This is a genomic window from Streptomyces sp. NPDC006798 (genome assembly GCF_040635975.1).
GTDB lineage: Bacteria > Actinomycetota > Actinomycetes > Streptomycetales > Streptomycetaceae > Streptomyces.
The window spans coordinates 141,974-168,444 of sequence record NZ_JBEYIS010000003.1 but is presented as its reverse complement, the minus strand read 5'-3'; the positions used below and the strand labels follow the sequence as shown (position 1 = coordinate 168,444).

The following is a 26,471-nucleotide window of genomic DNA, read 5'->3' as shown; positions in this document are numbered from 1 at the left end:
GGACACGCGCTGCCTACGCCGTCGTCGCCTCCGCACGCCCCCTGGTCACCCGACGCACCCTCGCACACTCCCTTGTTGGTATATCGCTGAATTCCTACCGTCCCCGGTGACCACGGAAAGACCCCGCGACGCGGGGCCGTTCGAAGGGGGAACGGATGAGATTCACCATGCGACGTACCTGGGCGGTGGTGGTGGCGCTGCTGCTGCTTCCGCTGAGCACCGTCGCGGCACGGGCCGGGAGCGGCGACGCCCTCTCGGCCGATCTGGTGGCGAAGATGAGTCCCGAGCGGCAGGCCGAGGTACTGGCCCCGCTGCGCGCCGCGGCCGAGGCCGTGGACAAGGTGGGCCGCGGCAGCCACTCCGATGTGTATACCCAGGTCGCCCTGGGCACCGACTACCGGTCGGTCAAGGTCTATCTGACCGATGTCTCAAAGGGGGCCGCCTTCCTGGCGGCCGTCCGGCGTACCGCGGGGAATGTCGACACCGGCCTGATCGACGTCCTCGCGGGCAAGAAGACCCGCAAGCAGCTCGACTCGGAGATCTCCGCGCTCACCTCCCGGCGCGATCTGCCGTTCGACATCACCCTCGCCGGTCCGTCCGTGGACGGCGGATCGATCGATCTGCTGGTGGACGACCCGGCCGCGGCCCGCGCCTACTTCGCCAAGCCGTCCGTGGCGAAGGACCGCGAGGAAGCCTCCGCGACACCCCTGCGGATCACCAAGTCGACCGGGGCGGCACCGCTGACCCGGGAGAACGACACCTCGCCGTTCTACGCGGCCGCGGCGCTCGGCCCTGGCTCCGGCGGACGCTCGCGCTGCACCAGCGGCATCCCGTCGATCAGCACCTGGGACGGCCGCCAGTGGCTCGTCACCGCCGGGCACTGCTACAACGTGGGCGACCATGTCTACGCCCTCGGCGGCAACTACATCGGCCAGGTGAAGTACAAGCGCCCCGAGATCGACTCCCTCTTCATCGAGACGCCGACCCTCCGCTACACCTGGGACGGGCTGGACGCGACGGGGTACGTGCGCTACCTCAACGGTGTCCGCAATGTCGCCGTGAACGACTTCACCTGCCAGCTCGGCTACAACTCCAAGGTCGTCTGCAACATCCGGACCGTCTACGCGGGCAACGCGACCTGGCCGGTCGACGGCTACACCATCCGCGGCAGCTACGGCGTGCCCCACTACGGCGGAATCGTCGGCCGCGGCGGGGACAGCGGCGGCCCGGTGATCACGATCAACGACCCCAACTCGCGTCAGCTCAACGGCATCATCAGCTACGGCACCGGGTGCAACGCCGCCCGGGAGTGCAGCGGCGGTGTCGCCTGGGTCGATGTCTGGACCATCTTCAACAACTTCGCGATCAAGCTGAACCCCAGCTGACCGCGGACCGGGTGCCCCGGCGGCTCGACGGCCGCCGGGGCACCCGGCGCGTTCCCGGACCGGCCCCGGAGAGCGTGTTCCCGGGGCCGTACGCCGCCCGGAGCCACGCGTCCGGCGGGGTCCTTCCTCCTCCACCACCCCCACCATCCCCGACGGTGCCGGAGCGACCCGGGTGCGACCCGGACGAAGGAGTCCTCATGCCGACCGCCGTACGAGTGCCCCGCCGCCGCGGGTGGCGGGTCCCCCGCCGCGCCCGCGACGGGCGCGGAACCGCCGCCCCCGGCCCCGGGCCCGCCGACCGGCTGGACGCGGCCCTCGACTGCCCGGCCGGCCCCGGCCGGCCGGAGCGCGACCCGGTGCTCCTGGTCCACGGCACCGGCGTCGACGCCGGGCCGAACTGGGCCCGGAACGACGCACCGGCCCTGCGCGACCTCGGATACGACGTCTGTACGGTCGACCTTCCCGGCTAGTCCCTGACCGACATCCAGGAGTCCGCCGAGTACGTCGTACACGCCCTGGCCACGACGATGCGGGCGGCCACCGGGCGGCCCGCGGACACAATCGGCCACAGCCAGGGCGGACTCCGGATCCGCTGGGCGCCGACGTACTGGCCCGGACTCCGGGGGTCCGTGGACGACGTGGTCAGTCCGGGCACACCCGGGTACGGCGCGGTCGCCGGGGATCCGGTCCGCGCCTCGTCGTGCGCCCCGGCGCGGCGCCGGATGTCCCGGGGGTCGGCGTTCCTGACCGCTCTCGACGCCGGGGACCCGACACCGGGACCGGTGTCGCACACCGGGATCCACACCCGGAACGACACGGTGGTGGTCCCCTGCCGCACTTCCGTCCGCGAGGGCGCGCGGAGCATCGAGCTCCAGGACGTCTGCGGGATCCGCCTGGCCACCCGTATCGGCCTGGTGTACGACTCCATGGCCTTCCGGCTGGTCCGTGACGCGCTCGACCGTCCGGGTCCCGCCGATCCGGCCCGGCTGCCGCCGGGGGCGTGTCTCGGCGATCCTCATCTCCCGGGCGTCGGCGCGGCGGAGCCCGGGTACGCGGCCGCGGTGGTGGCCCCGGCCGCGGCCCGCGCCGAGCCGGGCACCCCCGGTCAGACCCTGGAGCGGCTGCTCCGTTCCCATGTCGACTTCGTCCTCGCGCACACCCGGCCGACCGGGCTGCTCGTGGCCGAGCCGGACCAGCTGCCGGAGAAGGAGCGCACAGCGGCCCGGCAGGCGCGGCGGGAGTATCCGGCGCTCCGGGGAAGGCTGTTCGCCGTGGCCCGGCCGGGTACGGACGCGGCGGAGGGCCGGATCGCGGTCAGTGCCGTACTGACGGTCGTGGACAACGCGCCGCGCACCGGCCGGCTGGGCGCCCGGCCCGATCCCGGCGAGCGGCTGGTGAAGATCGGTCTCGCGCTGCTGCGGGCCGGGTGACCGGGGCCCGTACGGCCCGGGGCGGGTCCGGCCGGATGCCGGGATAGCCGTGCGCCCGAACTCGCGGGGTGTCCGGCCGGCCGGCGTACCGCCGCGTACCGCCGGAAGCGGTCCGGGCGAAACGGCGGTGACGGGCGGTACGGAATGGGGACCGGGAGGTCCTTTCCGTACCGCCCGCCGGGTGTCGCCGCCGGTCCGGGCGGTCTCGGCACCGCGCCGGGCCGGGGCGGCGGCCGGGCGGGCCGGTCCGATGGGCCCCGCGGGTTCAGGGCCGCGGGGCCCACCGGCCGGTTCCCCCGCGTTTTAGAAGACGTTCAGGCCGTAGAGGCCGAGCGGCCGGCTGACCGGCTCGTAGAACGTGGTTCCGCCGACGCTGCAGTTGCCGCTGCCGCCGGAGAGCAGACCGAGGGCCGTGTTGCCGCTGAACAGCGGGCCGCCGCTGTCACCGGGCTGGGCGCAGGCGTTGGTCTGGATGGTGTTGTAGACCAGTTGTCCGCCGCCGTAGTTGACGGTGACGTTCAGCGCCGTGACGACGCCGGTGCGGTAGCCGGTGGTGCTGCCGGAGCGCTCGATGCGCAGACCCACCCACGGATTCGTCCAGTTGACGATGTCACGGTAGGTGCCGTTGTAGAGGTAGACCCGGCCGTCGGAGGCGGCGGGGTTGGCGTGCTGGATGACGCCGTGGTCGTAGACCGGGAAGACGGTCCAGCCCGGGACGGCGGTACCGATGTTCCAGGAGGGCCTGCCCTTGGTGCAGTGGCCCGCGGTGAGGGCGAAGTGCTGGCGGGCGCCGTTGACGACGTTGAAGCCGAGGGAACAGCGCACACCGGCGGAGGTGATGGCCTCGCCGCCCGCGATCAGCCGGTTGAACTTGCCCGCGGTGCGCTTGACGACCAGGGCACCGGACTGCGCGCCCGCCGCCTTCTTGATCTTGGCTATGCCCGCCTGGGACACGGTGCTGTCGGCGGTGACCACGACCTTGCCGGACTTGGTGTCGGTGTGCCAGGCGGTACCGCCGACATCGGCCTTGAGGACGGCCTGGTTCACCGCGGCGAGCTGGGCGGCGGACGCCTTGGGCGCGTCCGCGGCGGCGGCGGTCGGCGCGACGAGCGCGGCGACGGTGGCCAGTCCGGTGACGGCCGCGGCCACACCTCTTCGGCCGAGGGTCCCCTTGAGGAGCGTCTTGACGTTCACGAGTCCTCCGATTCGGAAGCCGGGGCCCGTCCGGTGTACGGGCCCCTGGTCACGTGATTCGGCGGGCCCATGGACCACACGGGGGTCATGCGCCTGCCAAGTCGACGTGATGGGGATCCTGTGCCTGACCGGCCCCCGCAACAAGTTCCACTTTTGGCCGCGCCGCGACCGCCCGCCGACGCCGGAACACGGTTGGCAGGAAGAAGCCCTTGCCGTAACCGGAATGTGCTCGCACCCCGGCGAGCCGTCACGGCGGCCGGGCCGCCGAAGGGGTAACCGCTTTCCCGATTCCGCTAGCCGGTCGGCCGGGGCGGTCCGCGGGCCCGGTGACGGCGGGTACCGGACCGCCGCCGCGCGGCCCGCCGGGCAGATCAGAGCCGTGCGGACGCCCGGGCCCCGAAGTACCAAGGAGTACACGAGGAAAACGGCGCCCCGGTTCACCAAAGCGGGGCAAAGAATTCCGGTACGCCGAGTGATCCGGGTCACATGTGACGGCTTTCCGGTGTCCCGCCCGGCAGTCCGCCCGCGCGGCCGGTCCTTCGGCCCGGGCCCGCCGACGGGGCGGCGGCAAAAAATACACCCGGCCCCCCGGAACCCTCGGTGTCCGTATGCGATGGATTGACCATCTTCCCGGTCCTTCCTGGTGTCCAGTTCTACCGGCCGCCCTCGGACCAGGCCATTTTCCCGGCGGGACGACACAGCACCGCAGCGGCGGATGAGAACGCAGGGCCCGGCGTGACCGGAGTGATCCGCCCCGGTTCCGTACGGGTTCCCGCAGCGGCCCCGGCGCGGCACCGCGCCCGGCACCCCGCCCGGGGCACAGAGTGGGGCCATGCCGACTCCGCCCGTACCGCGCCTTCCGGCGGCGCGCCGCGAGACCCCCCTGGAGCGGGCCGACCGCAATCTCACCGAACTCCTCCAGGAGTTGCGGGTCGTCCAGACCGGGGTGCAGATCCTCTTCGCCTTCCTGCTCGCGATCGCCTTCACCGAGCGGTTCGCCCGGCTCGACGGCTATCAGCGGACGGTCTATGTGGTCACCCTGATGCTGTCGGTGGTGGCCGCCGCGGTCTTCGCCACCCCGGTCGCCCTGCACCGCGGCCTCTTCCACCAGGGCGCCAAACGCCGGATCGTGGCGCTCTCCACCCGGCTCACCGAGGCCGGACTCGCGGTACTCGCCCTCGCCCTCACCGGGGCGGTGCTCCTGCTGATGGACGTGGTCCTCGGCACCCCGGCGGCGGTCGTGCTGGCGAGCGCCACCGCGGTGCTCTTCGCCGTGCTCTGGTTCGCCCTCCCCCGGGCGCTGCGTCGCCGGGCGGACGGGGGGCCGGGCGGCCGGACCCGGCGGCGCGGCGGAGGCCGGGTCCGTACGCGCGGTCGGGGACCGGGCCGCCGGGCGTACGGCGATCGCTGAACGGGCCGCGCCCCGGGGGACGACGGCCGAACGGGACGCGCCGTACGCCACCGGCCGCGCACCGGACCCGCGGGGCAGCCGCCGCCCGTCGCCCGGCCTCGGCGGACGCGACGCTCCCGACCGGCCGCGGCTTTCCCCACCACAGCTCGCCCCGCCGTGGTGTCCGGCGCGCCCGGCCCCCGCCCCGGCCCCGGAAATTCGTTCGCGGCCCCGCGGAGCCCCCTGTTAGCGTGCCGGAGCGCCCCGTCCCACGGGGTGCCCTCGTGTCTTCGTGGCGCCCGTCCGGTGCCACCGTTCGGGCTCCCACGCCCTGGAAAGAGCTGATGTATGCCCCGGCCCGGGCCGAGCGTGCCTCGTCACATCGTGAGCGCGTCCGGCGACTGACCCCGGCTGTGCCCGGGACCGCAGCCCCCTGACCTTCGTGTCACGGGGCGGTTCCGGCGCACCCTTCGCCCGGGTCATATCGCCCCGCCCTCCGGTGAACGCCGGTCCCCGTCCCGTACGCCGTCATCCGCCCCACCGGCCCCCTGCGCGTTCCCGCGCGCCCGGCCGGTGTCGCGGCGGTATGCCGTCCGGACCGCTCCGGCGCCGCTCCCCGAGTGCCGTCCGGCCTCCTCTCGCTGTCATCACGCTTCCAGCCAGGAGAGACCCGAGTGTCCACCCACCAGGGCGACAGCCCGTCCCGTCAGCGGCCGTCCACCCCGCGTCCCGTACCGCGCACCAATACCTTCACCTGCGTCCGGTGCGGGCTGACCGTCGGCGCCCTCGACCCCGAGGGGTCCGTACGCAACCACTGCCCGAGCTGTCTGCACTCCCGCCATCTCGACGACCACGTCGACGGCGGCCCCTCCGAGTGCCGGGCCAGGATGAGCCCCATCTCGGTGGCCGTGCCGCGCGCGGGCGACTGGACCGTCGTCCACCGCTGCACCCGCTGCGGCGAGCTGGCGACCGGACCCGTCAGCCCCGACGACAACCATCTGATCCTGATGCGGATGGCCGTACGGCCCCTCGCCACGCCCCCGTTCCCGCTGGAACTCTTCGGCGAGCTGTGAGACCGGACGCCCCTTCCGAACGGACCACGAAAGGAACACCCCCGTGCCACGACGGGTGAGAAGAACCGAACAACCACGGAAGACCGCCTCCGGGCCCGGCTCGGCTTCCGGCTCCGGCTCCGGCTCCGCCGGGCGGCGCGGCGGCCCGCGCCCCCAGCGGGCCAAGGACGTCCTGCACGGCCGGGGCGGTGAACGCGGGGACTCGTTCCGCTGCGTCGGCTGCCGCCTCGACGTCTCCGTCACCGCGCCCGGCACCGCGCACCGCAACCACTGCCCGCAGTGTCTGGCCAGCCTCCATCTGGACGCCCGGATCCCCGGCGACCGGGCGTCCCGGTGCCGGGGCCGGATGACGGCGATCGGCCTCGCCGTCCGCCCGGACGGCGAATGGCAGGTGATCCACCGCTGTCTCTCCTGCGACGGAGTCAGCGCCAACCGGATCGCGGGCGACGACAATCCGCTCCCCCTGATCCGCCTGGCGACCCGCCCGCTGGCGGACCCGGGGGTGCCGGTACGGGCGCTGCTGGCGCTCTGAGGGGCGAGGGCCGGGGGCGCGCCGCCGGCGTGACGGCGCGCCCCCGGCCGAAGAACCGGATGGCTGAATCAGCGATATGCCGCCGTCAGCTCATGTAAATGGCGCGCAGACCGTTCATGTCCCCCCGGGCCAGAGTCCTGGCCTTGGTGGTGCAGGGGAAGGAGTTCGTGTACATGGTCTGGTTCTGGTTCGTGCTGCCGGTGACATGGTCCAGGCCGAAGACATGACCGGCCTCGTGGGTGCCGACCGACCGCACGTCGTACTTGTTGTTGCAGCCGGTGGACGGATTGTTGGTGAAGTTGTGGTCAGCGGTGTTGAACCTGACGTCCGCCTCGATCACATCCGCGTAGGAGGGTCCCTGGAGCTTGGTCCAGGTACACGCGGAGGCGACGGCACCGGCGATCAGGTCTCCGGCGTCCCAGGTGCTCTTCTTGTCCCGCGCGGTGCAGGTGTTGTGGTTGCTGATGTCGGCTTCGAGGGACGTCGTACCGCCGTAGCTGGACCGGGGGCCCGCCAGATTGACGATGCCGCAGTTGTTGGAGCCGCCGGTGATGTTGTTGATGGCATCGGCGAAGGCGTCCTTGGCCGCAGTCCGCGACAGGCCGGCAGGCATGCCCCCGTCGCCGATGTACCAGGTGTACGTGCCGTACTCCTTCCACCGCATCAGGTTGTAGGCACTGGTGCTGCACGCCCCCGGGGCCGCGGCGGCGTCGGTGTCCGGGATCGGGGTGGATCCGGCCGGAGGCACGTCCTGCTCGTCGTCCGGGGTGTCCGGCGTACCCGGCGGGTCCACGGGGTCGGCCGGAGGCGCGGGCTGGGGAGTGTCGACACCGGTCGCGGGATCGACACCGGAGGGCGAGTTGTAGGATATGACGCCCGCGTCGTCGACCTGGAGCGCGAATTCCACGGAATCACCATTCGCCATCAAGGTCGAAATCGTGACTCCGTTCCCTGGCTCGGGAATGGTGAGACCCGCGCCCCCGTCCTCGACCACCCGCCCGACGGCACCGCAGTCGATGACCGAAGCGCCCGGGGGCAGGTCGACGGGCGTCAGCGTACCGGGCGGCAGTTGGCAGTTCGCGGTCTTCGCGGACTCGCCCGCGCCCGCCGCCTGGGCAGGTGCCCCCTGGAAGGATATGAGCGACACGGCCACCGCGAAGGCACCCAGCGCCCCCGTCGCCCGGCCCCGGCCGAATCGCTTTGTTCTTTTTCCGTTGAACATAGAAGAATCCCCACTCCCATTCCTCATCGCCTCGGGCGAGGCAACGAGGAGGGACGCTAGGAGCGGGGATCCGTAAACCGCAATGAGGAAAAGTTCCGGCTATTCGCGGTGATGGCGCGATACCCCGTGAACGAATAGCCGGTTTCCTGCGATATCGAGGACAGCGGGGCGATTTGCCCGCTCGCGATCACGCCAGCCGATCACTCGGCTATCACGCGGTGACAGTCGGTCAGTCCTCCGCGATATGCGGCAGGACCGTGTTCGCCAGCGCGTCGAGCCCCGCGTCGTTCGGGTGGAGATGGTCACCGGAGTCATAGGCGGGCAGCAGCCGGGCCGGGTCGGACGGGTCGCGGAGCGCCAGGTCCGTGTCGGCGACCGCGTCGTACGCGCCGCTCGTACGGATCCAGTGGTTGACCTCCTGGCGGATCCGGTCATTGGCCTCGGTGTAGTAGCCCTCCGTGCCCTTGAACGGGAGGACGGTCGCTCCGACGACCTCGACGCCCCGGGCGCGGGCCTGGCGGATCAGGTCCTTGTGGCCGTCGATCAACTGGCTCGCGGTGACCGCGGGGGCGATACCGCAGCCGAAGTCGGGCAGACCGGGCGCGCCGATGTCGTTGATGCCGATCAGTACGACGGCGGTCTTCACTCCGGGCCGGTTGAGCACATCGTGCCGGAAGCGGTCCTTCCCTTTCACTCCGAAGCACGGCGAGTCGGAGAGCAGCCGATTGGCACTGATACCGGAGTTGACGACGGAGAGCCGGGAGCGGGCCTCGGTCAGCCGCTCGGCGAGCTGGTCGGGGTAGCGGTTGTCGGCGTCGGGGGTCGACCCGTAGCCGTCGGTGATGGAGTCCCCGAAGGCGACGACCGCGCCCCGGGCCGCCCCGCCGGTGACATCGATGCCGGAGAGCGCGTAGTAGGAGTAGGCGGTCTCACCCGCGAAGGGCCCGCCGGAGGTGTCCCGGGTACGGTCACCGGCGGCGCGGTAGGTGGTGGTGAGCCCCTCGGCGTGAAACCCGACGGGTCCGGTGGACCCGGCGAAGTGCAGTGTGACCGTGAGCCGTTCGAGGGGACGTACCGTCAGCCCGACCGCGTCCGAGGCCAGTTCCCGGCCCGGCGGTACGACGATGCCGCGATCGCCCCCGAACCGTACGGTCCGGACGGTGCCGGGCCGGACCTCGGCGCCGTCACCGGTCCGGCCGACCGTCGCGGCGACCACCCGCAGGGGGCGGGCGCCGTACTCGTTGGAGACCCGGATCCGCAGCCGCTCACCCGCGGCGGCGACCCGGACGACCTGCCGGACGCTCTGGTCGGTGAAGCCGTCGACGGACCATGTGGGCGGCCAGCCCGGGACGTTGACCGGCGCCTGGTGGGCCGCGCCCCACGCCCCGGTCCAGCGATGCGGTCGGTCTTCGCCGGTGGCGGTCGCCGTGCCGGGGGCCGTGGTCAGGGCGAGCGCGGCGGTGGTGACCGCGACGACCGCCGCCGCCGTACGCCGCCGGAATGCCGAGCGCCTCATACGTGCCGCCTGTTCCCGGGCTCGACGAGCCCGTGTCGTGGGGGAGTTGACGGGCCGGAGCCCCGGGGATCGTATGGGTGATCGACCCCCGGAGGCCTTCCGGTTTTCCCCCACGGCCACGGCACGACGCCGGACCCCACCGGGCGGGGTCACTCGGTCCGGGGCATGGTGGCCTGGTCAGGGCGTGTCGGGGCGGGCTCCTACTTCCCGGTCGCGGTGACCGGAGAGCTGGACGATCACCAGACCGAACGCGGCGATCATCACATTGCGGCCCGCGGGCTCCAGACCGTTCCAGTCCGAGGACTGCCACATCTGGAACCACTCCCCGCCGATGACGACGAAACCGAGGCCGAAGAGCAGTACCACCATCAGCAGCCCCAGGGTGCTCGCCCGTCGTGCCCTGCGCCGGTCGCCGCCCCGGCGGAGCCCCCGCGCCCAGTAGCCGGCCGCGAGCAGCAGCACGGCGGCGGTCAGGGTCTCCCAGACGATGATCGCGACATAGGCGATATCGGCGACGGTACGGGACTCGACGGCCCGCCACATGACGTCCTCGTCCCGGAAGGTGGTGTCCATGGCGAGGACATGCCGGACGAACTCCCGGTTGGTCCCGAAGTCGGTGATGTTCCCGAACGCCACCAGGGCCATGTACGCGGCGACGACGGCGGTGAAGACGGCCGCCGCGGCCGATATGGTGCCGAAGGCCAGTACCCGGTCCCAGCCCTTGTTCCCGGCGGCCCCCGCGGCCCCCGCCGGCTTCGCGCCGGTGGTGCTCTCCTCGGTTCGGTCGCTCTCCCGCACCCGTACTCCTCTCCCCTTCCACCCGCCCCTTCGGCGAATGGATCACGGCATGGTGTCACGGGTAACCGCCGGTCGGCACGGGGCGGGCGGCCCGCCCGGGGCGTTCCGCCGGTCCGGATGGGACACTGGGGACATGACGGAACGCAAGCCGCCGGGCGTGAGTTTCGAGTCCTGGGTGGACCGGCAGATCGGTGACGCGGAGCGACGCGGTGAGTTCGCGTCGCCGGCGGGCATCGGGGGGCCGCTGCCCTCGGCCGTCGAGGCGCCGTACGACGAGAACTGGTGGATCAAGCGGAAGCCGGCCCGCGAGGGGTTCTCGTCGCTGCCGCCGACGCTGGCGCTGAGCAAGGAGGTCGAGGACGTCCTGGCCGCGGCCTGGGCCGCCCCGACCGAGTCGGCGGCCCGCCGGCTGGTCGGGGAGATCAACCCCCGGATCCAGCAGATGATGCTGCGCCCTCCGCCGGGGCCCCCGCTGGGTCTCAAGCCCTTCGACCTGGACGAGATCGCCCGCGAGTGGCACACCCGCAGAGCGGCGCCCGGCGACGCGTAGAGAGCGGCGCGGCTCCGCCCGGCCGTACCGATCCGCCGGACGACGGCGGTCGGCCCGTCGGCGGCGCCGGTCGACGGGCCCGCACCTGCCGATGCCCGGGTCGCGTCCCGGCTCCGCGCCCGGGCCGCGACCGTCGTAGAAAGCGCTGGGCCACAGAGCCCGCCCACGGCGGGGCAGGGGCGGAACGGAGGCTGCCACCGGCCCACGCCCCGCCCGCCCCGCGACGGACCGCGCGGCCCCCGGGCACGGGCTCCGGGGGCCGCGCGGGGTTCAGGCGCCCGCGTCGGCGGACTTCATGGACTCGTCGTCGTCGGCCGGGGCGTCGGACGGCTGCTCGTCCAGGGCCCGGCCGCGGCGGATCAGCCAGATGCCGATCAGTACACCGACCACGGCCAGCAGTCCGGCGCCGAGGAAGCCGAGTTGGAAGCCCTCGTTGACCGCGAAGGCGTCGGACGGGCCGTCGACGGCGTCGGTCCTGGCCTCCGCGAGGGCCGCGAGTACGGCGATGCCGAGGCCCGCGCCGATCCGCTGCGCGGTGTTGACGACGGCGGAGATGACCCCGGTCTCATGGCCCTCGACGGCCTTGACCGCCGGAATGGTCGAGCCGACGAAGACGGCGGGCAGTCCGACGGCGAAGACGACCGCGGCGGGCAGGTAGTCCGTCAGGAAGTCGGCGCCGACCGGGAGCCTGCTCATCAGCAGCAGACCGGCCGCGAGGAAGGCCATCCCGAGGGTGAGGACCATCCGCGGTCCCCAGGCCGCCAGCGCCGAGGGGATCAGCGTCCGGGAGACGATCAGATTGACCACGGCGATGGGCAGCACCGCGAGTCCGCTCTCCAGCGGCGAGTAGTCCCGTACCTCCTGGAAGTAGAGCGCCAGGAAGACGAAGGCGGGTACATGGGCCGCGCCCACGATCACACTGGCCAGGGTGGAGCCGGTGATGTCGGGGTTGCGGAAGAACCGGAAGGGCAGCAGCGGATCGTCCGAGCGGCGCTCCACCACCACGAACGCGACCGCGAGCGCCGCGCCGGCCACGCCCAGCAGCAGCGTGAGGGCGTCGAGGTCGCCCTCGGCCGCCACGGTGACCACATAGACCAGCAGCAGCAGCGCCGCCGTGCCGGTGACGATGCCGGGTACGTCGAGCCGGGCCCGGACCCCGGCCAGGGACGGTACGTCGTCCGCGGGCAGCAGCCGTCCGCTGAGGAAGAGTCCGACCACACCGATCGGCACGTTGATCAAAAAGATCCACGGCCAGCTGAGCAGTTCGACGATGAGTCCGCCGAGCACCACACCGCCCGCGGCGCCGACCGCGCCCATCGCGCTCCACCAGCCGAAGGCCCGCCGGTGGGCGGCCGGGTCGGTGAAGATCGCGGTCAGCAGGGAGAGTTCGGCGGGGATCAGGATGGCGGCGCCCACGCCCTGGAGCGCGCGGGCGGCGATCAGCATCCAGTCCCAGGCCGCGAGCCCGGCGAGGAGCGACGCGAAGGTGAAGACCGCGAGGCCGATCTGGAACATCCGCCGCCGGCCGAGGATGTCGGTGGCCCGTCCGGCGCCGAGCTGGAACCCGCCGAACGTCACCTGGTAGGCGGTGCCGACCCAGGCCAGGCCGACCACCGTCAGGCCCAGCGCCGCGCCGATCGCGGGTAACGCCACATTGACGATCGAGACATCCAAGAACACCACGAGCTCCACCGAGGTGAGGAGCAGCAGTGCCGCCCTCTTCCCCTGGAGAACACCGCTCATGACTCTCCTCCGCACTACTGACTAAAATTAACTAAAGCTTTCCTCTAAAGCTCCACTCTAGTCAAGCTGAGCTTGACTACCTAGGCTGATCGGCATCGGCGGAAAATGATCGTCCTTGACTGGAGTTGGACGCTAGAGTATTCATATGGCGACCTTTGATGGCAGTAGGGGGAACGCCAGATGCAAGGAGACAGCAGCTCACCCGGTCACTGTCCGGAACTCTCCGGTGACTGCGGAGCCAGACTCGCTACGTTGTCCGCCCAGTGGGGCCGACCGCTCCATCATGTGATCCACGCCATCGCCTGCACCGTCCTCGGCCGTCAGTCCGTCGACGGCGCCGTCCGGCTCCGCGCCGACGGAGTCGACCGCGGCCGGCTCGTCCTGCCGCGTACCATCACTCTCTCCGAGGCCGCCCGGCTCACCGGCGACCTCGTGGGCGACGCCGGGTCGGTCGTCGCCACCACCGCCAACGCCGGTTCGGGCCTGCCCGAACAGGTCCGGCTGGAGATCCTCCACCGCGCCGACGGGACCATCGCGATACCCGTCACCGGATCGGCCCGCCAGGCGGACCGGCTCCGGCACGCCTGGCACCACCCGTACACGGCGGCGGCCACGGTCCGCGACGTTCCGCTGGTCTCCCCGGACGACGCCCGGGACCTGGCCCGCTGGGACGAGAACCTCGCCCCGGTCCCGGCCACCACGCTCGACGCCACCTTCAGCCGGATCGCCCGCGCCTTACCGGCGGCGACTGCGGTCGCCGCCGGGGAACACCGGCTCAGCTACGCGCAGGTCGAGGCACAGGCATCCCGGCTGGCGGGCCTGCTGGTCCGCTCCGGCGTCCAGCTCGGCGAGCCCGTCGTGGTGGTGAGCGACCGTCCGTTCCGGGCGGTCGTCGAACAGCTCGCCGTACTCAAGGCGGGCGCGGTCTGTCTGCCCGTCGGCCGGGTCACCCGGCTGCGGGCCCGGGAGCTGACCGCGTTGAGCGGGGCCCGTTACGTCCTCGGGGACGGGCCCGGAGTCGCGCCCTGGGAGCCGTACTGCCGCACGCTCTCCGCGCGGCAGGCCCAACAAGCCCCCGAGCGGGGGACGGAGGGGACAACCCCCGAGCCCTCCCTGCCCCGCTCGGGCTTCACCGACGTCGCGTACTGCCTCGTCGACACGCCGGACCGGGGCCGCCCCGGCGCCCGGCTCTCGGCCCATGACGCCTGGGGGTCCGCGACCCTCGCCAGGATCCGGCGGATCGGCCGGGCCTCGGGGGAGATCGCGGTCTGCGCCCGCCCCTGGGACCCGGTCTTCGTCTCCGCCATGTGGTGGGCCTTCGCCTGCGGGGGTCTGCTCCGCTGGCACGATCCGGCGGCGGCGGACGCCCATCGTTCCGTCGCCCGCCATCTGACCGGCGCTTCGCGGCCCGACGCCCTGCTCACCGCCGAGCAGTACGCCCGGGTCCTGGCCGCCGTGGACCGCCCGGCCGACCCCGGTACCCGGGCCGTCGTCCTGACCGGGGAACCGGCCGGCGACCGGCCCGTGGAGCGGCATGCCGCGAGGCTCCCCGGAGCCCGGCTGTTCGCCGAGTTCAGCGGGGACGGCGCACCACTGCCGTGGACCGTACGCGAACTGCCGTCGCCGGGCACGGAACCGGCGAAGGCCGCCGGGGACCCGGCCGCGCCGTTCACCCCGATCGGCCGCCCCGCGCCCAATGTGCGGGTCCGGATCCTGGACGAGTCCGGCCGCGCCCTGCCGCCGGGGATCGTCGGCGAACTCCGGGCCGAGGGCTGCGCGCTGTCCTGCGCGACCCTGCCACCGGGCGGCACCCAGCCCGGCTACCCCGATCCACTGCTGGCCTCGGGCCGGCTCGCCCGGCTGCGGGCGGACGGCACCCTGGAACTGGCCGACGCCCGGCCCGCTCCCCCGGCCGCTCCCCATGTCCTGGTCCGCAGGACTCCTCCGGCGGTCGGCGCACTGCGGCGCTGACGCCCCTTGATCCGGCCGGGCCGGCCGGTACCACCCCCGTTCCCCCTCTCCCCAGCACCGGCGGATCCGCCGTTGACGCCGGGAACGGTCACGCCACCGCTCACGGGCACCCCCGCGCCACCGCCGGGACCCCGTCTCCCCCCCACCGCACGCCCGTGCTGTCACCGGTCCCAACACCATGAAGGAGATCAGCATGCACATGGCTGCCACCGCCCCTTCAGAAACCACCGCACCACACGAGGGAAGCCCGCTCACCCACCGGGCCGCCCCCCTGGCCGGCTTCACCGCCGCCTACCCGGAGCGTCTGCCCGCCGGCGATGTGCTCCTGCGCCATCTGGCCGCCCTCGGCGCCGAGGTCGTCCGCGACGACGACCGAACCGACCAGGCCCTACGGCTCACGGCGCGGACCGCCTCGGGCCCCGTACTCGACTGTCGTATCGACTGGTCGGATCCCGGCGCGGACGGCGTCCTCGACGAGACCACCGTCCAGGCCGCCGCCGGGCTGATGGCCGTCCACGGACGGCGGACGGGCGTCCCCACCCGGATACCCGTCGACTACGCCTCCGCCTGCTCGGGGGTGATCGCGGCCCAGGGCGTCCTGGCCGCCCTGGTCGCCCGGGAGCGGGGCACCGGGATCACCTCGGTGGGTACCACCGTCACCCACGCCGGTCTGCTGGCGATCTCCCAGTACCTGGCCGCCGCCAGCGCCGACGACGACGAGATCGTGCCGAAGGACGCCCCGGAGAACGGGCCGCCGTTCCGCAGCCGGGACGGGATCCTGTTCGAGATCGAAGCCCTCGACCAGCGGCCCTGGCAGGCGTTCTGGGCCGAACTCGGCGTCCCCGTGCAGGATGTGCGCCGCGCCTACCAGCCCTTTGTGATGCGCTATCCCAAGGCGGTCTCACCGCTGCCCGCCACCCTCGCCCCCGCCGTCGCCGAGCACGACTTCGCGGCCCTGACCGCGATCGCCGAGCGGACCGGGATGAGCGTCTGCCGGATCCGTACCGTCGACGAACGCCGGGAGGACGGCGACGCGCTGGTCGACGGCAAGGTGCCCGGGCCCTGGCGGTTCACCCCGTCCGGCGACCCGGCGCCCGAGGCGCCCGGGGCCGTACCGCCCACCGCCGACCAGCCGCTGCGGGGAATCACCGTGGTCGAGGCCGGACGCCGGATCCAGGCCCCGATGGCCACCCTGGTCCTGGCGCTGCTCGGCGCCCGGGTGGTCCGGATCGAACCCCTGGACGGCGATCCGCTGCGCGGTATGCCGCCGATGGTCGGCGACTGCTCCGCCCGCTTCATCGCCCTCAACCGGGGCAAGGAAGTGCTCTGGGCCGATCTCAAGTCCGCCGAGGGCCGGGCCTCCGTAGTCGAACTGGTCCGGGAGGCGGATGTCTTCCTCCACAACTGGGCGCCCGGCAAGGCCGCCGTCTTCGGACTCGACTCCGACCAGTTGCTGAAGGTCAACCCCCGGCTCGTCTACGGCTACTCGTCGGGCTGGGGCGACGCCCTCGGCGACAACCCGCCCCTGGGTACGGACTTCATGGCCCAGGCGTACTCGGGACTCGCCGAGCAGATGGCCGTCGACGGCGCCCCCCGGCCGTCCCTGATGACGCTCATCGACGTACTCGGCGGGCTGGTCGCGGCGGAGGGGCTGATCGCCGGACTGCTGTGGCGGGAGCGCAACGGACGCGGACTCCGGGTCGACACGTCCCTACTGTCGGCCTCGACCGTGCTCCAGTACGACGTTCTCGAACGGCCCAGGAACCGGCACGCCCCCGGCTGCGGCAACACGGCAGCCCCGGTCCTCGACGGCCCCTGGGCCACCGCCGACGGCTGGCTCGCCCTGTCGGCCCGCTCCCACACCGCCGTCGGCCGGCTCTGCCGGACCCTCGGCCTCGACACCGCCCTGACCGAGGAGCGGCTGCGGACCGAGGTGGCGCGGGCGCTCGGCGCCCGGCCCACCGCCGAGTGGCTGGCCGAACTCGACGCCGCGGGCGTCCCGGCGACCGCCGTCGCCACCGATCTGACGGCCCTGCCGGACGCGCCGGCCGCCCGGCGCGCCCTCACCCGTCAGGAGTGCACCCTCGTCACCGCCCCCTGGAGGTTCGACGCATGACCGCCACCGTCTTCCACGACCTGGTGCCCGCCGAGCTCCGCGCCCGCTGGACCGCGGAGGGCCGGTACCCCGGCAAGTCCCTGTTCGCCCTCTTCCAGGAGCACGCCGCCGCCCGGCCCGACGCCCCCGCCGTCCTCGACGGACAAGGGGTGATGACCTACGCCGAACTGGAGCGTACGGCGCTGGGCCTGGCGAGCGCCCTGCTCGACGCGGGCACCCGGCCCGGCGATGTGGTCGCCGTCAATCTGGGCAACGGGCGGCTGGCCTGCGCGGTGGACCTGGCCGTCGCCGCCGTGGGCGCGATCGGGCTGCCGTACCCCATCGGCCGGCGGCGGCAGGACACCTACGCCATGTTCCGCCGGGCCCGCCCCACCGTCGCGGTGATCACCCGTCAGGTCGGCGAGACCGACTACGGGGCGCTGATGGAGGAGCTCCGGCCGGAGCTGCCCGAACTGCGGGAGGTCTTCGTCACCGGTGAGCCGCTGCCGGGGATGCGCTCCGTCGACGCGCTCCTCGCCGAGCTGCCGGAGCCGCCCGCGGCGCTGCCCGGGACCGACCCGGACTCGGTCGCCCGGATCCTGGTCTCCTCCGGCTCGGAGGCCGAGCCGAAGATGGTCGCCTACTCGCACAACGCGCTGGCCGGTGGGCGGGGCGCGTTCGTCAGGTCGCTGGTCCGCGGCGACGGCCCGCCCCGGATCATGTTCATGGTGCCGCTGGCGTCGTCGTTCGGCTCCACCGGCACCTTCGTCACCCTCGCGGTACTGGGCGGCAGTCTGGTGCTGATGCCCCGGTTCAGCTCCGCCGAGGCGGTCCGGCTGATCGGGGTGCACCGGCCGACGCACCTCATGGGCGTGCCGACGATGTTCCAGGAGATGCTGGCCGACCCCCGGCTCGGGAGCGACGCGGCGGACCGGGTGGACACCTCGTCCCTGACCGGTCTGGTCTGCGGGGGCGCCGGGGTGGATCCGCGTACGGTCGAGGAGTCCGTACGGGCCTTCGGCTGCGCCTTCGTCAATCTCTACGGATCGGCCGACGGGGTCAACTGCCATACCCAGATCGAGGACGACCTGGAGACCGTGCAGAACACGGCGGGCCGCCCCAACCCCGATGTCACCACCATCCGGATCACCGCCGAGGACGGCTCGGAGGTGCCGACGGGCGGGATCGGGGAGATCTGGTCGCGCGGCCCGATGACCCCTCTCTGCTATGTCAACGCCCCCGAACTGGACGCGCTCTACCGGACCGAGGGCGGCTGGGTGCGCACCGGCGACCTGGGGCGGATCGACGGCGAAGGGCGGCTGAACATCACCGGCCGGCAGAAGGAGATCATCATCCGGGCCGGGCTCAACATCAGCCCCGCCGAGGTCGAGGCGCTGGTCAACACCCATCCGGCGGTGAAGAGCGCCGTCTGTCTGGGTATTCCGCATCCGCGCCTGGGCGAGCAGGTCTGTGTCTGGGTGGTGCCGCTGCCGGGCCAGCCGGTGCCGGACCTGGACGAGCTGCGGCGGTATCTCTTCGAGGACCGCGGTCTGGAGCGGGCCAAGCTGCCCGAGCGGCTGGTGGTCCTCGGCGAGCTGCCCATCAGCCCGGCCGGAAAGGTCGACAAGCACGTACTGAAGGCCGCGTTGACGGCCGACTCCCCCGCCTCCTGAGCCCGTGGCCGAAGGACGAGATTCGAGATGAACGCGCAGATGACGAACGACAGCGCAGACAGCGGCACCACGGTCCGGGATCCGTTCGCCCTCCCCGAGCACATCGCGGCCCTCCGCCGCCAGGTCCAGGAGTTCATCCGGACCGAGGTCTTCCCGGCGGAGCCCGTACTGGCCTCCGGCACCCCGGAGGCGCGGGCCCTGCTGCGCGACCTCCAGGGGAAGGCGAAGGCCAACGGGCTGTGGGCGCTGGCCCACCCCGAGGAACTGGGCGGCCGGAACCTCTCCCTGGCCGAGTACGTCCATATCGGCGAGGCCGAGGGCGCGTCCGAGTTCGGGCCCGCCGTGCTGGGCTCCGAACACCTCCTCGACGCCCTGATGCTCCACCGGCACGCCACGGCACCGGTCCGGGAACGCTGGCTGCCGGGTCTGGTCGGCGGTGAGGTGATGCCCTGTTACGGGATGTCGGAGCCGGGGCGCTCCGGTTCCGACCCGTCGCTGATGACGACCCGGGCCGAAACCTGCGACGGGGGCTGGTCGATCCGGGGCCGCAAGTGGTTCAGCCGGGGCGCGCACGCCGACTTCATCACGGTGATGTGCCGGACGGAGCCGCTGGGTGTGCCGAACGGCCAGGCCTTCACCATGTTCCTGGTGCCCACCGACACCGAGGGCTTCTCGATCGTGCGGGAGCTGTCGGTACTGGGGACGACCGGGGACCATGTCGAGATGGCGTTCGACCATGTCGTCGTACCGGACGAGTACCGGATCGGGGAGCGCGGCAAGGGCTTCCCGGTCGCGGGCGAGCGGCTCGATCTGGGCCGGACGCTGCGCGCGGTGCAGTGGCTCGGCCAGTCGATCCGGGCCTTCGATCTGATGGGTCATCGGCTGCATGCCCGCAGCGCCTTCGGTGAGCCGCTGGCCGCGAAGCAGCTGATGCAGCAGCATGTCTTCGACTCCTATACGGACATCCAGTCGGCGCGGGCGCAGGTGCTGCGGGCCGCCGCCGCGGTGGACGCGGGCCGGCGGGCGTATGTGGAGGTGGCGGCGGCGAAGGTGCTGGCGTCCCGGGCGCTCTGTCAGGTGCTGGACCGCGCGGTGCAGGTATTCGGCGCGGAGGGGCTGATCGACGACACGCCGATCAGCCGGATGTACCGGCGGGCGCGGGCGACCCGGATCTACGACGGTCCGGACGAGCTGCACACCCATACGGTCGCCAAGCGGCTGCTGAAGCCGTTCGCCACCGGTCCCGACACGGTGGTGGAGGTGTTCTGACGCCCGCCGCCGCGACGGCGGGCGGTCCGGCGGGTGCCGGTACGGGTCTCCGTACCGGCACCCGCCGTTTCGGTGGGTCACCCGGCGGGGGCGGGCCGCAGCAGTGCCGCGAGCAGGAAGTAGTCGCCCCAGATCAGTTCATGGGCGACGGCGGTCCCGGAGGCCATGTCGTAGCAGCCGTCCAGCAGGGCCCCGGCGGGCGGTGCCCCTTCGGCGGTGTCCGGCCGGCCGAGGTGGTCCCCGACCAGCCGGGCGATCAGGCCGTGCCCCGCCCGCCGGTACCGTACGGCGTCGGGTCCGGCGAGGGTGTCGGCGAGGCGGAGCATGGTCTCGGCGGCGATCGCCCCGGCCGAGGTGTCCCTGGGTCCCGTGGGGTCGTCGAAGCTCCACGGCGGTACTGTCCCGCCGGTCAGCTCCAGCCAGACGTCGGTGGTGCGCCGGGCCGCCTCGAGGAACGCGGGGGCGGGTGAGCGCAGGGACCGGGCGGCGGTGGTGAGGGCGGCCATGCCCCAGGCGTGGCCGCGGGGCCAGCCGTGGTGGGCCGGGCCGGCCGGGGCGGGGTCGCCGGGCCGGGCGGTGGCCAGGACCGTGCCGTCGGGGGTAATGCAGTGGGTCAGTACGGCGGTGGCGTGGGCCTCGGCCAGCTTCTCCCAGCCGGGTTCGCCGTGGGTCCGGCCGGCCCGGCTCAGCAGGGAGATCACGGCGGCCGCGGCGTCCACGCCGAGGGTCGTGGTGCCGCGTTCGCCGTGGCCGAGTGCCGAGCCGAGGGGGATGTACTCGCCGCCGGAGCCGTCGGAGCGGCGGGCGGCGGCGAGGGCCGCCGCGCCCTCCCGTACGGTCTGCTCGGTTTCGGCGGCCTCGCCGGGCAGGGCGGTGCGGGCGGCCCCGTACCAGAAGGTCATACCCCGGGTGTCGGTGTCGTCGGCGGCGCGCTCCCGCAGTCCGCGGGTGGTGGCGACGGCGCGTGCCCGGTCCTCGGGGTCGCCGGTGCGGGCGGCGGTGAGCCGGAGGAGTCCGGCCCAGAAGCCGCCGGTCCAGGAGCCCCGGCGGGTGGTGGTCCAGACGCCGGTGGCGGGGTCGGCGTAGAGGGGGAACCGCTCACCGACCTCGTCGGCGGTCCGGCGGACGCGCTCGATCATCCGGTCTGCGGCGGCCCTGCCGTCGTATCCGTCGCCGGATCCGCCGCCGGTCATCGCGTGGTGATGGGTCTCGTGGGTCACCGGCGGCTCACTCCTTGGTGATGAGCAGGGTCTGCGCGGCGGTGCCGAACTCCCCCGCGGTGTCGATGAGTACGGCCTCGGCGACGCCCCGGCCGAGGACGCCGGGCCGGGTCCTGGCCCGTAGCGCGATCCACTCGCCCACCGGCGGCCGGATCAGATGGACGGTCAGATCGAGATTGGTCCAGCGGTAGAGGTCGGGCGGGAGGATCGCGCCGATGCCGTGGGTGAGGTCGGCGAGGGCGATCGCGGCCTGTTCGGGTGCGCCGGGCTCCCCGGCGACGGTGGTACGGAGCCGGGCCCAGGCGGTGGCGCCGAGCGGGTTGTCCGGGTCGTCGACCAGGACGGTCTCGGTGGCGTCGCGGTTGAACGAGGGCCGGTCGGAGGGGTCGGCGAGGGCCCAGCCGCCGTCCCGGGGCGGGGCGGCGGGCTCGCCGGGCAGCCCCGGGGGCAGATCGGTGGCGGCGCGGCGGATGCCGAGCACCCCGGCGGTGGCGACGGGGGTGCCGTCGGCGGTGATGGTGACGTCGACGGCGGCGAAGCTCCGTCCGCTGCGGACCGGACGGACGTCGACCCGCAGGGGCGCCGCCGGGACGGGGCCGAGGAAGTCGACGCAGATCCGGGCCAGGGGCCGCTCGGGCCCCAGTTCGGCGGCGGCGGCGTGGGCGGCGAGCGCCGCGACGGCGCCGCCGTGCAGCCGTTCGGCGTGCCAGGGGCCGGTGGCGAGGTCGGTGGGTTCGTAGCCGCCGTCGGCCGGCCGGAAGAGGGTGTCCGCCGGGCGTAAGGGCGTCTCGGCTCCTTCGAGCCGGGTCGGGCCGCTCATCCGCGCACCGTCCGGCGTACCTGGAAGCCGCAGACGACGGAGATGAGGAAGGCGACGCCCACCATGGTCCAGCCCGCGGTGTAGCCGCCGGAGCCGTCGGCGAGCAGTCCGAAGGCGAGCGGGCCGACCACGAAGCCGCCGAAGAAGCCCATGGAGACCAGGGCGGAGGCATGGCCGGTGGCGCCGAAGGCGGGGCTGCGGACGACGGCGACCATGGAGACGGCGTTGGCGGCGACGGCCGAGCCGCCGAGGCCGATGGCTCCGGCCCAGACGAGGGCGGTGGCCGATTCGGCGAGCGGGATCAGGACCACGAAGCCGACGGCGACGGCGGCCAGGGTGACCAGGGCGACGGAGATATCGGCGAGCCGGCCGCTGTAGCGGGTCCAGAGCACCCGGGCGACGATGCCCGCGGCGCCGAGCGCGGCGACCAGGGCGCCGGCCGTCCGGGCGCCGAGGCCCAACTCCTCGTGGGCGTAGAGCGGCAGATAGGTGTTGAGGGCGGCGAGTCCGGTACCGACGCCGAGGGAGTAGACGATCAGCCAGCGGGCGGCCGCGTTGGGGGCCTCAGGAAGGAGGCTCCCGGCGGGCCGCTCGCCCTTGGGGCGGTCGGCGGGCAACTGGGCGGCGACCACGGCGGCGGCCAGGGCGACCGGGACGACGAGGGCGAGAGCGGTACGCCACCCGAGGGCCGAGGCCAGGGAAGGTATCAGCAGACCTGCGGCGAAGGCGCCGAACTGGACGCCGGACTGCTTGACTCCTATCGCGGCGGGTCTGCGCGGCGGCGGCAGATGCGCGGCGATCAGCCGGTTGGTGGAGGGGTTGGCGAAAGCCTGCGCCATACCAGCGAGGACCAGCGCGACCAGCAGCCAGCCGTAGCTGCCGCCCGCCGCGAGGGCGGTGAAGGCGATCGCGACGGTGACCAGCATGGCCACCAGGGTCCGCTGGCCGCCGAGCAGATCGGTGACATGACCGGCGTAGAGGGAGAGGAGTGAGGCGGTGCCGAAGGCGAGGGCGGTCAGGGTGCCCAACTGGGACCGCGAGATATCGAGTTCCGTCAGCAGTGACGGTCCGAGGGCACCGAGGGCGAAGAGGACGAACATCGCCAGCCCCATGCCGGTGGTGAGCAGGGGGACCAATCCTCTGGGCACCCTTTCGACCCGCTCACCCGTCTGTATATCAGGCTCTGCGACCATACCTGCCTCCCCACGGAACAACCTTGTGTAGTATTACTCTAGATCTTAGCTCTAATGAACGGATGGTGCAGTCGTGACAGCCAAGCCCGGGACGAGACGGCGCCAAGCGGAGGAAACCCGGAACCGGGTGCTCGACGCAGCACTCCGCCTCTTCAAGGACAACGGCTACGGCAGCACCACGATCGAGTCGATCGCCCGGGAGGCCGGGGTCGCCGTCCAGACCATCTACTTCAAGTTCGGCAACAAGCAGACGATCCTCAAAGAGCTGGTCGACATCCGGGTAGCCGGTGACGACGAGCCCATCCCCACCCTGGAGCGCTCCTGGGTGAAGCAGGCCATGTCGGCCGGCGACCCCTCCACCCAACTGCGCCACCAGGTCGCCGCCGCCCGGGAGATCTACGAGCGGGTGGGCGAACTGCTGGAGGTACTGCGCACCGCCGCCGCCTCGCATCCGGACGTCGCCCCGCTGTGGGAGCGGAACAAGGAGCAGCGGCTGGAGGTGCAGACCGTACTGATGAAGGCGCTGGCCGAGAAGGAGCAGCTCCCCACGGACCTCACCTTCGACCGGGCCGTGGACATCAGTTACGGCCTGCTGGGGCCGGAGATCTACCACCTTCTGGTGACGGAGCGGGGCTGGACCACGCAGCAGTGGGCCGACTGGGTGCACGCGGCGCTCACCCGCGATCTCATCCGGGTCGACTGACCGGCCCTCCTCCACCCGAGAACCCACAACTGACATCTCCTCGGTGCCCGGCGCTCCCCGTGCCGGGCACAGCCCTCTGGGTGCGGCGGCCCCACGATCGCCGCGCCGTGGTCAACCACTGCCCGGCGACGGTCCGGGCCAGTCCCCGAAAGCGGCGGGTCGTGGCTATCACCGCGCCCGCCCCCGAGATCCCTGGGGGAGAGCCCATGGCTCTTTCTGCACAGCCCCGCCCCGGCAAGGACGGCGGGAGAACACCGGTCAACGACGGCATCGACCCCTTAACCCGGCAGGGCTGGCTGGCCAGGACGGCCCGGCTGCTGGTCCGGCGGAAGGTTCCCGTCTTCCTGATCGTCGGAATCCTCACGGTGGCCGCCGGACTGCTCGGCGCGGGTGTCGCACCACACCTCGCCAGCGGCGGCTACACCCCCGAGACCTCCGAATCGGCCCGGGCCGAGCATCTGCTCAGCGACCGCTTCAAGGCCGGTTCGCCCAATATGATCCTGGTCGCCGAGGCCGACGGACCGGTCGAGGAGGCGGCCGCCGCCCGTGCCGGGGCCGAGCTGACCGAACGGATCCGCAAGGAGTCCGGGGTCGTCTTCGCCCACTCGTACTGGACCACCAAGGATCCGGCGCTCCGCTCCAAGGACGGCCGTACGGCGCTGATCCTGATCAAACTCGGCGGCACCGAGGACGAGTTCACCCAGAAGTCCTACGAGCTCCAGCCGGACGTCACCGGCGAGCAGGGGCCGCTGAAGGTCACCGCGACCGGGCTCGCCCCGATCAACGACCAGATCGAACGGCAGAGCGCCGAGGACCTGACCCGGGCCGAACTCCTGGCGGCACCGCTCACCCTGCTGATACTGCTGGCCGCCTTCGGCTCCCTGGTCGCCGCCTCGCTTCCGATGGTCGTCGGCATCGTCTCCGTGGTGGGCACGCTCGCGGTGCTGCGGGTGATGGCCGAGATGACCGAAGTGTCGATCTTCGCGATGAACGTCAGCACGGCACTCGGCTTCGGACTGGCCGTCGACTACAGCCTCTTCATCGTCACCCGCTACCGGGAGGAGTTGGACCGGGGCCGGGAGGTGACCGAGGCGATCGTGGAGAGTCTGCGCACCGCGGGCCGGACCGTGCTGTTCTCCGCGCTCACCGTGGCGATCTCCCTCGCGGCTCTGATGGTCTTCCCGGTCTACTTCCTCCAGTCGCTGGCCTATGCCGGTATCGCCGTGGTGGTGCTGGCGGCGCTGGCGTCACTGCTGATCCTGCCGGCCCTGCTGGCGCTGATCGGGCGGCGGATCGACCGGCTCGACATCTTCGCGCCGCTGCGCCGCCGGATGCCCGGCGCCAAGAAGGAGGGCGCGGGCGCCTGGCACTGGCTCTCCGTCAAGGTGATGCGCCGTCCGGTCCTGATCGGCGGTGCGGTGGTCGTCGTCCTGGTGCTGTTCGCCCTGCCGTTCGGGCATGCCAGGTTCGGCATGACGGACGACCGGATCCTGCCCGAGGGCGCCAGTGCCCAGGTGGCCGCCGACACGGTACGGGACGAGTTCGACCGGGCCGCCACGGCCCCGGTGACCGTGGTCCTGCCCTCGCTGGACCCCGCCGCGGAGAAGCAACGGCTGACGGCGTACGTCGAGCAGGTCTCCCGGATCGAGAAGACCCAGCGGGTGGACAGCGTCCTCGGCTCCTGGAGCGGCGGGCGTCAGATCGCGCCACCGGGACCGGCGTCGGCGGCGTACGCCGACGGGAAGGGCACCTGGCTCTCCGTGGTCGCCGATGTCGACTCCAACTCCGCCGCGGGCGAGAAGCACGTCAAGGCCGTACGGGACGTCGAGGCCCCGGCGAAGCGGCTGGCGGGCGGCGACGCGGCCACCCTGGTGGACACCAAGAGCGCGCTGATCGACCGGATCCCCTGGGCGGCGGGGATCATCGCCCTCAGCATGTTCGTCCTGCTCTTCCTCTTCTCGGGCAGTGTCGTCGTCCCGCTGAAGGCGCTGGTCTTCAATCTGCTCAGCCTCACGGCGTCCTTCGGCGCGATGGTCTACGTCTTCCAGGACGGCAACCTCAAGTGGCTGGTGGGCGACTTCGTGCACACCGGGCAACTGGAAGTGACCGTTCCGCTGCTGATGTTCTGTATCGCCTTCGGGCTCTCCATGGACTACAGCGTCTTCCTGCTCTCCAGAATCCGCGAGGAGTACCTGCTGACGGGTGACAACACCCGGGCCGTCGCCTTCGGGATGGACCACACGGGGCGGTTGATCACCGCCGCCGCGCTCATCGTGGCCACCGTCCTGGCGGCGCTGGCGACCTCCGGGCTGAGTCTGCTGAAGCTGCTCGGCGCCGGTCTGGCACTGGCCGTTCTGGTGGACGCCACCCTCGTCCGGGGCATCCTCGTCCCGGCGTTCATGAAACTCATGGGCCGGGCGAACTGGTGGGCACCGGGACCACTGCGGAAGCTCCATGACAAGGCCGGTCTGAGAGACGGTTGATTTTCGGCCTCGTTACCGAGCGGTTGCCCCGTTCCGCGGTTGGCGGGGCGGCCGTTCGGGTAGAGGGTCTAACTTGACTGGAGCGGTCCGCTAGAGTAGAAATACAACGAGTTCTCGCCGGGGGGTGGGGACAAAGAGGTCTCAAAGGCTGCTCACCTTGAAGGCACAACGCGCCACGACCGAACGGGGGATCGTCGGGATGGAGCACGTC

Annotated in this window: 21 protein-coding genes; 13 read left to right on the top strand and 8 right to left on the bottom strand. The window is 72.6% G+C overall.

The features are described from left to right. Positions 1-167 precede the first annotated feature (167 nt). The 3 genes from ABZ714_RS03065 (at position 168) to ABZ714_RS03055 (ending at position 2,815) form a co-directional block, all read left to right on the top strand. Positions 168-1,385 carry a hypothetical protein gene (locus ABZ714_RS03065; protein ID WP_358823373.1) on the top strand — a complete coding sequence of 406 codons (1,218 nt, stop codon included), beginning with the start codon at positions 168-170 and terminating at the stop codon, positions 1,383-1,385. A gap of 197 nt (positions 1,386-1,582) precedes the next feature. After that, positions 1,583-1,855, top strand: coding sequence for a hypothetical protein (locus ABZ714_RS03060; RefSeq protein ID WP_358823372.1), 273 nt, complete (start codon positions 1,583-1,585; stop codon positions 1,853-1,855). A gap of 57 nt (positions 1,856-1,912) precedes the next feature. Further along, positions 1,913-2,815 carry a hypothetical protein gene (locus ABZ714_RS03055; protein WP_358823371.1) on the top strand — a complete coding sequence of 301 codons (903 nt, stop codon included), beginning with the start codon at positions 1,913-1,915 and terminating at the stop codon, positions 2,813-2,815. 303 nt (positions 2,816-3,118) lie between these two features. Here ABZ714_RS03055 and ABZ714_RS03050 read toward each other — a convergent pair whose 3' ends face one another. Next, on the bottom strand, positions 3,119-4,009 hold the full coding sequence (locus ABZ714_RS03050; protein WP_358823370.1) for a S1 family peptidase: 891 nt from the start codon (positions 4,007-4,009) through the stop codon (positions 3,119-3,121). Positions 4,010-4,841: 832 nt separating this feature from the next. Between ABZ714_RS03050 and ABZ714_RS03045 the strand changes: the two genes are divergently transcribed. From ABZ714_RS03045 to ABZ714_RS03035, 3 genes are all read left to right on the top strand, one after another. After that, entirely contained in the window at positions 4,842-5,420 is a 579-nt protein-coding gene (locus ABZ714_RS03045; protein WP_358823369.1) for a DUF6328 family protein, read from the top strand. Positions 5,421-6,073: 653 nt separating this feature from the next. Further along, positions 6,074-6,472, top strand: a complete 399-nt coding sequence (locus ABZ714_RS03040) for an RNHCP domain-containing protein (protein WP_358823368.1) — start codon at positions 6,074-6,076, stop codon at positions 6,470-6,472. A gap of 172 nt (positions 6,473-6,644) precedes the next feature. Beyond that, positions 6,645-7,004 carry an RNHCP domain-containing protein gene (locus ABZ714_RS03035; protein WP_358823445.1) on the top strand — a complete coding sequence of 120 codons (360 nt, stop codon included), beginning with the start codon at positions 6,645-6,647 and terminating at the stop codon, positions 7,002-7,004. A gap of 85 nt (positions 7,005-7,089) precedes the next feature. Here ABZ714_RS03035 and ABZ714_RS03030 read toward each other — a convergent pair whose 3' ends face one another. From ABZ714_RS03030 to ABZ714_RS03020, 3 genes are all read right to left on the bottom strand, one after another. Then, complete coding sequence (locus ABZ714_RS03030; protein WP_358823367.1) at positions 7,090-8,151, bottom strand: matrixin family metalloprotease; 1,062 nt, start codon at positions 8,149-8,151, stop codon at positions 7,090-7,092. Between the two features lie 304 nt (positions 8,152-8,455). Further along, the gene (locus ABZ714_RS03025) at positions 8,456-9,742 is read right to left on the bottom strand and encodes an SGNH/GDSL hydrolase family protein (RefSeq protein ID WP_358823366.1); all 1,287 of its coding nucleotides are present in this window, start codon (positions 9,740-9,742) and stop codon (positions 8,456-8,458) included. A 177-nt stretch (positions 9,743-9,919) separates the two neighbouring features. After that, a complete protein-coding gene (locus ABZ714_RS03020) occupies positions 9,920-10,447 on the bottom strand; it encodes a DUF2165 domain-containing protein (RefSeq protein WP_358823444.1) in 528 nt (175 codons plus the stop codon). Positions 10,448-10,673: 226 nt separating this feature from the next. Here ABZ714_RS03020 and ABZ714_RS03015 point away from each other — a divergent pair, with 226 nt between their 5' ends. Beyond that, positions 10,674-11,090, top strand: a complete 417-nt coding sequence (locus ABZ714_RS03015; RefSeq protein ID WP_358823365.1) for a DUF1992 domain-containing protein — start codon at positions 10,674-10,676, stop codon at positions 11,088-11,090. A gap of 270 nt (positions 11,091-11,360) precedes the next feature. On the opposite strand, the gene ABZ714_RS03010 is transcribed toward ABZ714_RS03015, so the two are convergent. Beyond that, the gene (locus tag ABZ714_RS03010; RefSeq protein WP_358823364.1) at positions 11,361-12,833 is read right to left on the bottom strand and encodes an MFS transporter; all 1,473 of its coding nucleotides are present in this window, start codon (positions 12,831-12,833) and stop codon (positions 11,361-11,363) included. A gap of 252 nt (positions 12,834-13,085) precedes the next feature. Here ABZ714_RS03010 and ABZ714_RS03005 point away from each other — a divergent pair, with 252 nt between their 5' ends. From ABZ714_RS03005 to ABZ714_RS02990, 4 genes are all read left to right on the top strand, one after another. After that, positions 13,086-14,804, top strand: a complete 1,719-nt coding sequence (locus ABZ714_RS03005) for an AMP-binding protein (RefSeq protein ID WP_358823363.1) — start codon at positions 13,086-13,088, stop codon at positions 14,802-14,804. A 193-nt stretch (positions 14,805-14,997) separates the two neighbouring features. Next, the gene (locus ABZ714_RS03000) at positions 14,998-16,920 is read left to right on the top strand and encodes a CoA transferase (RefSeq protein ID WP_358823362.1); all 1,923 of its coding nucleotides are present in this window, start codon (positions 14,998-15,000) and stop codon (positions 16,918-16,920) included. Beyond that, positions 16,917-18,572 (top strand): class I adenylate-forming enzyme family protein, encoded by a 1,656-nt coding sequence (locus ABZ714_RS02995; RefSeq protein ID WP_358823361.1) that lies wholly within the window; start codon positions 16,917-16,919, stop codon positions 18,570-18,572. Before ABZ714_RS03000 ends, ABZ714_RS02995 begins: the two co-directional genes overlap by 4 nt. A 39-nt stretch (positions 18,573-18,611) precedes the next feature. Further along, positions 18,612-19,841, top strand: a complete 1,230-nt coding sequence (locus tag ABZ714_RS02990) for an acyl-CoA dehydrogenase family protein (protein ID WP_358823360.1) — start codon at positions 18,612-18,614, stop codon at positions 19,839-19,841. Between the two features lie 77 nt (positions 19,842-19,918). Here ABZ714_RS02990 and ABZ714_RS02985 read toward each other — a convergent pair whose 3' ends face one another. The 3 genes from ABZ714_RS02985 to ABZ714_RS02975 are packed head-to-tail and all read right to left on the bottom strand — an operon-like array spanning position 19,919 to position 23,029. Next, positions 19,919-21,061 carry a sugar ABC transporter permease gene (locus tag ABZ714_RS02985; protein WP_358823359.1) on the bottom strand — a complete coding sequence of 381 codons (1,143 nt, stop codon included), beginning with the start codon at positions 21,059-21,061 and terminating at the stop codon, positions 19,919-19,921. A gap of 7 nt (positions 21,062-21,068) precedes the next feature. Beyond that, positions 21,069-21,881 carry a thioesterase family protein gene (locus ABZ714_RS02980; protein WP_358823358.1) on the bottom strand — a complete coding sequence of 271 codons (813 nt, stop codon included), beginning with the start codon at positions 21,879-21,881 and terminating at the stop codon, positions 21,069-21,071. Next, positions 21,878-23,029: an MFS transporter gene (locus ABZ714_RS02975; protein WP_358823357.1), complete on the bottom strand. Its 1,152-nt coding sequence runs from the start codon at positions 23,027-23,029 to the stop codon at positions 21,878-21,880. Before ABZ714_RS02975 ends, ABZ714_RS02980 begins: the two co-directional genes overlap by 4 nt. 172 nt (positions 23,030-23,201) lie before the next feature. Here ABZ714_RS02975 and ABZ714_RS02970 point away from each other — a divergent pair, with 172 nt between their 5' ends. Both ABZ714_RS02970 and ABZ714_RS02965 read left to right on the top strand, forming a co-directional pair. Then, complete coding sequence (locus ABZ714_RS02970; protein WP_358823356.1) at positions 23,202-23,777, top strand: helix-turn-helix domain-containing protein; 576 nt, start codon at positions 23,202-23,204, stop codon at positions 23,775-23,777. Positions 23,778-23,983: 206 nt separating this feature from the next. After that, positions 23,984-26,260, top strand: coding sequence for an MMPL family transporter (locus ABZ714_RS02965; RefSeq protein ID WP_358823355.1), 2,277 nt, complete (start codon positions 23,984-23,986; stop codon positions 26,258-26,260). The last annotated feature ends 211 nt before the right edge of the window (positions 26,261-26,471 follow it).